Genomic DNA, 8,125 nt, shown 5'->3' on the forward strand with positions numbered 1-8,125 from the left:
GGCGTCCTCTTCGTCTACGTGGTGGCCGCGAGCTTCGTGTTCAGCCAGATCTTCTCGGGGCGCGGCGCCATGCTGCACACGGGCGCGATGATCGCGACGATCATGACCGCCAATGTCGCGATGCTGATCATCCCGAACCAGAAGATCGTGGTGGCCGACCTCAAGGCCGGGCGCACGCCCGATCCGCGCCTCGGCGCAGCCGCCAAACAGCGCTCGCTGCACAACAACTATTTGACGCTTCCCGTCGTCTTCCTGATGCTCTCCAACCACTATCCGCTGGCCTTTGCCACGGAGTGGAACTGGGCGATCGCGGGCCTCGTGCTCCTGATCGGCGCCGTCGTGCGGCACTTCTTCAACACGATGCACAAGACGGGGCAGCAGCTCTGGTGGTGCTGGGCGGTGGCCGGCATCCTGTTCGCGTCCGTCATAACCCTGTCCGGCGCGCCCGGCTGGCGCGCGGCGGCGGGATCGGAGCCGACGGCGGCGGAGACCAGCCTCGACTTTCCGGCCGACCCGCAGGTGGCGCTCGCCCGCTCCAGCCATTTCGCCGAGGCGGAAAGCATCGTCCAGTCGCGCTGCTCGATGTGCCACGCCCGCCAGCCGCTCTGGCCGGGCATAGGCCATGCGCCGAAGGCGGTCCTTCTGGAGACCGGGCGCGACATCGTCCTCAACGCCTCGCTGATCGAGCGTCAGGCCGTGCGCAGCCACGCCATGCCGCCCGGCAACATCACCGGCCTCGAGCCGGCCGAGCGACTGGCCCTCGCGCGCTGGATCGAGTCCGGCGACGGAACCTGGCGCCGCTGAAGGATCGGAACATGAGCGACATTCATCCGGCCGGCGGCGCGCTGGCGATCCGCGCGCGCGTCCTCTCCTACCACGCCCATCCGCTGGAGGCGGGCGTCGAGGCCTCGCATCGCTATATCGAGGACGGGCTCGTCGTCGTCCGCGACGGCGTGGTCGAGGCGGTGGGCGAGGCGGCAGAGTTGCTGGCCGACCTCGATCCAACAGTCCCCGTCGCCGACCACCGCCCGCATCTCCTGATGCCCGGCTTCATCGACCCGCATCTCCACATGCCGCAGACGCAGGTGATCGGCTCCTACGGCACGGAGCTGATGGAATGGCTGTCGAAATACACGTTCCCGGAGGAGTCGCGCTACGGCGACCCCTCCGTGTCGGATGCCACCGCCCGCTTCCTGATGGCCGAGCTTCTGCGCAACGGCACGACGACCGCGGTCGCCTTCTGCACATCGCATCCGCAGTCGGCGGAGAGCTTCTTCACGGAAGCCGATCGGCTGGGCCTGCGCATGGTCGGCGGCAAGGTGATGATGGATCGCAACGCCCCCGACGCGCTGCTCGACACGCCGCAGCGGGGCTACGACGAATCGAAGGACCTCATCGCGCGCTGGCACGGCAGGAACCGCCTGTCCTACGCCATTTCGCCCCGCTTCGCGCCGACCTCGACGGAGGCACAACTGGAGGCGACGGGAACGCTCGCGGCCGAGCATACCGGCCTGCATATTCAGACGCACCTATCGGAAAACACGCAAGAAATCGCTTTCGTGGCCGAGCTGTTCCCGTGGGCGGAGGACTACACGGCGGTCTACGAGCACTACGGCCTCGTGCGGCGCAAGGCGCTGTTCGGGCACTGCATCCACCTGTCGGAGCGCGAGCGCGGCGCGCTGGCCGAGAGGGGTGCCACGGCCGTGTTCTGTCCGACCTCGAACCTTTTCCTCGGCTCCGGCCTCTACGACCGCGACGCGGCGCTGGCGGCCGGCCTTCGCACCGGCATCGCCACCGACATCGGCGGCGGCACGTCCTACTCGATGCTGACGACCGCGGCCGAGGGCTACAAGGTGCTGGCCCTGCGCGGCCAGAAGCTGCGTGGTCACGCCGCCTTCTACATGCTGACCGCCGGCAATGCCGACGCGATCGGCCTCAATGACCGGATCGGGCAGGTCGCGCCGGGCTTCGAGGCGGATTTCGTGATCCTCGACACGGCGGCGACGCCGGCCCAGCGCCGCCGGGCCGAGCGGATCGAGACGCTGGAGGAGGAACTGTTCGTGCTGATGACGACCGGCGACGAGCGCAATGTCGTGGCGACCTACGCGGCGGGCCGCAAGGTCCATTCGCGCGACGGTGATCGAGCGCTCCCCGGCCGGCTCGACCAGCCGCCGCACGGTCCCGGCGCCCCACCGATCGGCGGCGGCGAGGCGCAGGATCGCTGACGCGCCCGCACGACGCCCGCGACGGTCCGGCCCATCCCGCACCAAGCGGCGCTGGCATCCGTCGGTGCCTTCGTCCTATGCCTGAACTGGAGGGGGCCTTCCCGCCCCGCAACGAGGAGGTTGAACCATGCGTCTGGTCCGATTCGGCGAGCCCGGAGCCGAGAAGCCCGGCCTGATCGATGCCGAGAACACGCTGCGCGATCTGTCGGGCGAGATCGCCGACATCGCGGGCGCCGTCCTCTCGCGCGAGGGGCTGGCGAAGCTGCGTGCGCTCGACCCGAAAAGCCTGCCGAAGACCGACCCGAGCCACCGTCTCGGCGCCCCGGTCGGCGGCACGCGCAACTTCGTCGCCGCCGGGCGCAACTATGCCGAACACGCCGCCGAGACGGGCTCCGACGTGCCGGAGGAGCCGCTTCTCTTCAACAAGGCGGTGTCCTCGATCGCCGGCCCGCGCGATGGCGTCGTGATCCCGAACGGCTCGTCCAAGGTCGACTGGGAGGTCGAGGTCGCGGTCGTCATCGGCGAGCGCTGCTACCAGGTGTCGAAGGCCGACGCGATGGATTACGTCGCCGGTTTCTGCCTGTGCAACGACGTGTCGGAGCGCACTTGGCAGAAGGAGCGCGGCGGCCAGTGGCTGAAGGGCAAGAGCGCGCCGGGCTTCGGCCCGCTCGGCCCCTGGCTGGTGACGCGCGACGAGATCGAGGACCCGGCCGCGCTGGAACTCTGGCTCGACGTCAACGGCCAGCGGATGCAGACCGGCACGACGGCCGACATGATCTTCGACTTCGCGACGATCGTCTCCTACGCCTCCGAGTTCTTCGCGCTGGAGCCCGGCGACATCGTCACCACCGGCACGCCGCATGGCGTCGGCGCCGGCATGAAGCCGCCGGTGTTCCTGAAGGACGGCGACATCGTCACGCTCGGCAATCCCAAACTCGGCGAGCAGCGGCAGGTCTTCTCGAAACAGGGCTGATCCCGCACGGCTGAAGACAAAAGGGCCGGGCAAAACGGCGGGCCGCACTGGAATCGGCGCGCCCGGCCCCTATTCCTTCTGCGCGTCGGACGGGCCTTTGAAACGGCGCGTCCGACCTCTCGACAGGCAGCAGGAAGGCCAGCCCATGTCCCAGGTCGAAACCGGATCGAAGCCCAGGAAGCGCGAGACGGCAGCCCGAAAGGCATCCGCCGCCGCATCGCTCGACCGCCTCCAGCGGCTGGCCGCCGACCGCGTCGCGATCGAGGGCGTCGAGCCCGAGATCGACGGGGGGCGCTTCGCCGTGAAGCGCGCCGAGGGCGAGCCGCTCACCGTCACCGCCGACATCTTTTCCGATGGCCACGAGATCATCGCCGCAGCGCTTCTGACGCGCGGCGTCGACGACGCGCACTGGGCCGAGACGCCCTTCGTCTTCATCGCCAACGACCGCTGGGGCGCGACGGTCTCGTTCGATAGGCCCGGCCCCTACCGCTTCACGATCCTCGCCTGGCGCGACACCTTCGCCACCTGGGCGAGCGACACGAAGAAGAAGCGCGACGCGGGCGTCGACATCTCGCTGGAACTGCGCGAGGGCGCGATCCTTCTCGAGAAGGCGTCCGGGTCCGGGCGCGGCACCAAGGACCAGCAGAAGGCGCTGAAAGCGCTGCGCGAGCGGATCGGCAAGCTCGCCGCCAAAGGCGACGGCGAGGCTCTCTACGCCGCCTTCGAGGAGGCGACGACGGTCGCGCTCCTGCGCGACGTCGGCCTGCGCGAAAACCTCTCATCCTACGGCCGCGAGGTGCCGGTCTGGGTCGATCGCGAGCGTGCGGCCTTCTCCGCCTGGTACGAGCTGATGCCGCGCTCGCAGTCGGGCGACGTCAACCGGCACGGCACGTTCGACGACGTGATCGCGCGCCTGCCCGACATTCGCGAGATGGGCTTCGACGTCCTCTATTTTCCGCCGATCCACCCGATCGGCAAGTCCAACCGCAAGGGCAAGAACAACTCGGTCACGGCGCAGGAGGGCGAGCCGGGGAGCCCCTATGCGATCGGATCGCACGAGGGCGGCCACAAGGACCTCCACCCGCAGCTCGGCTCCTTCGCCGACTTCCAGCGTCTCGTGACGCGCGCCGCCGATCACGGGCTGGAGATCGCCATCGACTTCGCCATCCAGTGCTCGCCCGACCACCCGTGGATCAAGGAGCATCCGGACTGGTTCGACTGGCGGCCGGACGGCTCGATCAAATACGCCGAGAACCCGCCGAAGAAGTATCAGGACATCGTCAATGTCGACTTCTACCGCGAGGGCGCGATCCCCTCGCTCTGGCAGGAGCTTCTCGACGTCGTCCTTTTCTGGCTCGCCAAGGGCGTTCGCATCTTCCGCGTCGACAACCCGCACACGAAGCCCTTCCCCTTCTGGGAATGGCTGATCGCCGAGGTGCGGCTTGTCGATCCCGGCACGGTGTTCCTTGCCGAAGCCTTCACCCGGCCGAAGCTCATGAAGCGGCTCGCCAAGGTCGGCTACAACCAGTCCTATTCCTACTTCACCTGGCGAAACCAGAAGTGGGAGCTGCGCGAGTACCTGACCGAGCTGACCAAGGAGGAGTGCGCCGAGTTCATGCGGCCGAACTTCTTCGTCAACACGCCGGACATCAACCCGCTTTTCCTCCACACGAGCGGGCGGCCGGGCTTCCGCATCCGGCTGGCGCTCGCGGCGACGCTGGCCGGCAACTACGGCGTCTATTCCGGCTTCGAGCTGTGCGAATCCGAACCGCTGGTCGCCGGCAAGGAGGAGTACAAGGACTCCGAGAAGTACGAGATCCGCGCCTTCGACTGGAAGCGCGAGGGCAACATCCGCGACGACATCGCCTTCTTCAACCGTATCCGCAACTCGGAACCGGCGCTGAAGGATTTCCGCAACCTCGAGTTCCTGAACTTCTGGAACGACAACGTCCTCTACTACGCCAAGCGCACGGCCGACCGGTCGTCCTACCTTCTCGTGATGGTCAGTCTCGACCCGCACAATCCGCAGGGCGGGCATTTCGAGGTGCCGCTGTGGGAACTCGGACTGGGGGACGACGCTTCGGTGAAGGTCGATGATCTCGTCGACGACCGGCAGTTCGTCTGGTCCGGCAAGATCCAGCATTGGTGGTTCCGCCCGGACGAGCGGCCCTATGCCGTGTTCCGGATCTCGGTTTGAGCGCCGCACCGGCGGCCGGATGAGCGATAGCGAAGCGAGAGTGCGAGCATGACCACGTCCCATTCCCGACCGGAGGGGTCCCCGGGCGACGACTTCGACGCCGCCTCGGTGCCCTCCTCGGCGCTGGTCGAGTTCGCCGGGCGCCAGCGCTGGTTCGCGGGCCGGTCCGAGCGCATCGCCGGCGCCCGGTTCGAGCCGGTCGACGCTGCGCTCGGCGCGGCGGAACTCGGCGAACTCGTCGTCCATGTCGAGGACGGTGAGGCGCAGCGATACTTCCTCCCGCTGGTACCGGCCCCCGAGGGCGCGGCGGCCACGAGCCTCGATGCGGGACCGGCGGGCGGTCTTCTGGCGGACGGCGCACGCGACCCCGCCTTCGCGGCCGCTGTCGTCGCCTTGCTGGCGGGCGGCCGGACGGAGGGGGGCGGCGCGCTTCTCGTCCACCGCAGCCAAGCCGAGGCCGAGCGGCTGGCGGCAGTGGCAGGCGTCCCGGTGTCCGAGATCAAGGTCCTGTCGGGCGAGCAGTCCAACACCTCGGTCGGGGTCGGCCGGCTCGGCATCCTGAAATTCTATCGCCGCCTTCGGGACGGCGAGCAGCCCGAACTCGAGGTCACCGCCTTCCTGACCGAAAAAAGCGGCTTCACGAACGCGCCGGCCCTCTACGGCTCGCTGGAACTCAGACGGCCGGACGGAAGTCACGCCGCCGTCGCGGCCCTCTTCGAGCGCGTCGACAACCGTGGCGACGCCTGGGGCGTCGTGACCGACGATCTCATCGCCGAACTGTCGGGCGACACGGCCGCGCGCGAGCGCTTCGATCCCGGCGCGACGCTCGGCCGGCGCACCGGCGAAATGCATGCGGCGCTCGCCCAGAACACGGGCGACCCCGCCTTCGATCCCGAGCCGCTCGACGCCGCCTCCCTCGGCCGGATCATCGCAGAGGCGAGGGCCGAGGGAGGCGAAGCGCTGGACGTGCTGGCGCGCGAGGCCGAGCGCAGCCCGGAGCTGAAGTCCGAGATCGATCGTCTGCTTGCGGCTCGCGGTGAGATCGACGGCTGGTTCGCCGGTTTCTCGGCGGCGGAGGCCGGTGGCTGGCGCACGCGCATCCACGGCGACTACCATCTGGGCCAGGTGCTGGTGTCGGGCGAGGACGCCGTGATCCTCGACTTCGAGGGCGAGCCGGGCCGGCCGTTGGCCGAGCGTCGCGCCAAGACCTCGCCGCTGCGCGACGTCGCCGGCATGCTGCGCTCGTTCGACTATGCCGCGTTCGCCGCGCGCGACCGGATGGGCGGCGAAGCCGGCGATGCGGCGCGCGAGGCTGCCGACGGATGGCGCGAGCGCACGGGCGCGGCGTTTCTGAAGGCGTGGGAGGCGGCAAGCGGCGTCTCCCTGTCGACTGAAGCCAACAGGAAGCTCCTCGACCTCTTCGTGCTGCAGAAGGCCTTCTACGAACTGCGCTACGAGGCGGCCATGCGGCCGGCGTGGCTGTCCATTCCCCTGCGGGGCATCGTCTCCCTTCTCGAAAAGCGTCAGGTCCTCCGATGAGCCAGACTGAAACCAACCGTTCGTCGGCCGTCGCCGGCTACGACCACGCGCTGCACGGGGACGAGGCGCGGGCGCTCGGCGTCGGACGCCACGAGAACCCGTTCGGAGTGCTCGGAATCCACCGCACCGAGGGCGGCGCGGTGATCCGCACGATGCGACCCGGCGCCGAGCGCGCCGAGGTGATCGACAGGCAAGGCCGAGTGCTCGGCACGCTCGAGCGCGGCGAGGTCGACGGCTTGTTCTCCGGCTTCATCGCCGGCGACGTGCCGACCCACCGCTTCCGCTTCACCCATGGCGACGTGACCTGGGAGGAGGACGACGCCTACCGCTTCGGCACGCTCCTCTCCGACTTCGACGCCTATCTTCTGGCCGAGGGACGCCACTACAAGCTTTACGAGAAGCTCGGCGCCCATCCCCGCGAGATGGACGGTGTGAAGGGCGTCGCCTTCGCGGTCTGGGCGCCCGATGCGCGCCGCGTCTCGGTGGTCGGCAACTTCAACGCCTGGGACGGCCGGCGCCATGTCATGCGCAAGCGCCTCGACACCGGCGTCTTCGAGATCTTCATTCCCGGCCTTCAGCGGGGCGAGGTCTACAAGTACGAGATCATCGGCAAGCACGGCGAGATCCTGCCGCTGAAGGCCGATCCGGTGGGCTTCCGCCAGGAACTCGCCCCCTCCACCGCCTCGATCGTCGACGGCCTTGTCGAGCACGAGTGGAAGGACGACGCCTTCCGCTCCAAGTCGCGTGACTGGCAGGACCGCGAGAAGCCGGTCTCGATCTACGAGGTGCATCTCGGCTCGTGGAAGCGGGGCGATGGCGATACGTTCCTTGACTACGACGCGCTGGCGCGTGAACTGACGGCCTACGTGAAGGACATGGGCTTCACCCATGTCGAGTTCATGCCGGTGTCGGAGCACCCGTTCTACGGCTCGTGGGGCTACCAGCCGATCGGCCTTTATGCGCCCACCGCCCGCTTCGGCGATCCGGCCGGCTTCGCGCGCCTCGTCGACGCGCTGCATCAGGCCGATATCGGCGTCCTCCTCGACTGGGTGCCCGGCCATTTTCCGACCGACGTCCACGGCCTCGGCCGCTTCGACGGCACGGCGCTCTACGAGCACGCAGACCCGCGCCGCGGCTTCCACAAGGACTGGAACACGCTGATCTACGACTACGGGCGGACCGAGGTGAAGA

General features: G+C 68.8%; 6 protein-coding genes. All 6 read left to right on the forward strand.

From position 1 onward, the window contains the following. Positions 1-804, forward strand: an 804-nt coding sequence (locus QZ753_RS01120; protein ID WP_294640434.1) for a urate hydroxylase PuuD, incomplete at its 5' end; no start/stop codon positions are given. An 11-nt stretch (positions 805-815) separates the two neighbouring features. Further along, positions 816-2,225: a guanine deaminase gene (gene guaD / locus QZ753_RS01125; protein WP_294640435.1), complete on the forward strand. Its 1,410-nt coding sequence runs from the start codon at positions 816-818 to the stop codon at positions 2,223-2,225. Between the two features lie 127 nt (positions 2,226-2,352). Further along, positions 2,353-3,198: a fumarylacetoacetate hydrolase family protein gene (locus tag QZ753_RS01130; RefSeq protein ID WP_294640437.1), complete on the forward strand. Its 846-nt coding sequence runs from the start codon at positions 2,353-2,355 to the stop codon at positions 3,196-3,198. Between the two features lie 145 nt (positions 3,199-3,343). Continuing rightward, a complete protein-coding gene (locus tag QZ753_RS01135; protein ID WP_294640438.1) occupies positions 3,344-5,395 on the forward strand; it encodes an alpha-1,4-glucan--maltose-1-phosphate maltosyltransferase in 2,052 nt (683 codons plus the stop codon). Positions 5,396-5,443: 48 nt separating this feature from the next. Further along, positions 5,444-6,934: a phosphotransferase gene (locus QZ753_RS01140; protein WP_294640440.1), complete on the forward strand. Its 1,491-nt coding sequence runs from the start codon at positions 5,444-5,446 to the stop codon at positions 6,932-6,934. Beyond that, positions 6,931-8,125 (forward strand): alpha-amylase family glycosyl hydrolase (locus tag QZ753_RS01145; protein WP_294640442.1); only part of this gene is annotated, 1,195 nt, incomplete at its 3' end. The genes QZ753_RS01140 and QZ753_RS01145, both read left to right, overlap by 4 nt.

This window comes from uncultured Aureimonas sp., assembly GCF_913775355.1.
Taxonomy (GTDB): Bacteria; Pseudomonadota; Alphaproteobacteria; order Rhizobiales; family Rhizobiaceae; genus Aureimonas.